Annotated in this window: 1 protein-coding gene; it reads right to left on the minus strand. The window is 39.5% G+C overall.

The genetic code is table 11. The annotated features are described in order from the left end of the window. Positions 1 to 299: 299 nt before the first annotated feature. Positions 300 to 581: a pyrimidine/purine nucleoside phosphorylase gene (locus tag A3761_RS00150; protein WP_068512427.1), complete on the minus strand. Its 282-nt coding sequence runs from the start codon at positions 579 to 581 to the stop codon at positions 300 to 302. Between the last annotated feature and the right edge of the window lie 283 nt (positions 582 to 864).

Genomic DNA, 864 nt, shown 5'->3' on the forward strand with positions numbered 1-864 from the left:
TCTAAGCCAAGTATTAAAGCTAGAAGGAAAGATGTGTTGAGATAAGAGTCCCTTTCAGGTGCTGAATTTGGCTGTTTTATCCTAATCATAACTAACCTGTCGAGCGACAGCTTTGCGGACTTTGCTGTTGTTTGACTATGTCGTGATTTGAAACTCAAACTGTAAGGTCGGGTTTGAGCCGATACAGATAAGCATTATTCCTCTGTACAGCAAAGCGCTCCGTGCTTAAGGGGCTTAATCTTTCAAGACCAAAACCCCAAAAACGAATCCACCACAGAGGCTTATTAAATAGATTCTGTTTATTCGTACTTACAAAGATAAGCGGTATCTGTAGGAACTTGCAGGTCGAAGGACTGATTTGCTTCAACGGTAAAAGTCTCTCCGTCTTTAAATGAAACAAATTCTTCTGAGCCTGGTAGTTTTACAATTAGTTCGCCACTGACAACTGTCATGTATTCTTTCTGGCTGGTACCGAAGGTATATTCACCTGCTTTCATAACGCCTACTGTTGCTGGCAGAGTAGTGCTTTCAAAGGCAATCGATTTAACCTTGCCATCAAAATATTCGTTAACTTCTAGCATTGTAGCTCTCCTGTAATTACTATTTTGCGTAAATTCAAATCAATGGGCGGCATTATACGCATAATCGATGGCAGGGTATTCATTTTTGAAAGTACAAAGTATGATTTTTACTGGTAAACTGCCTAGCTCGTTATAAGTAATAATAAAAACTGGATATCTAAGAAATGCTTAAGAAGACTCGAACAAAAATCTTACTACTTATTTTAGTACTGGTGATATTTCACGCCGCGGGTATCGCTAAGGATGCAGGGGTCTTCCGTAGTGTTGAAGAAAGTCAGCCTTT

The sequence above is a fragment of the Oleiphilus sp. HI0123 genome, assembly GCF_001635315.1.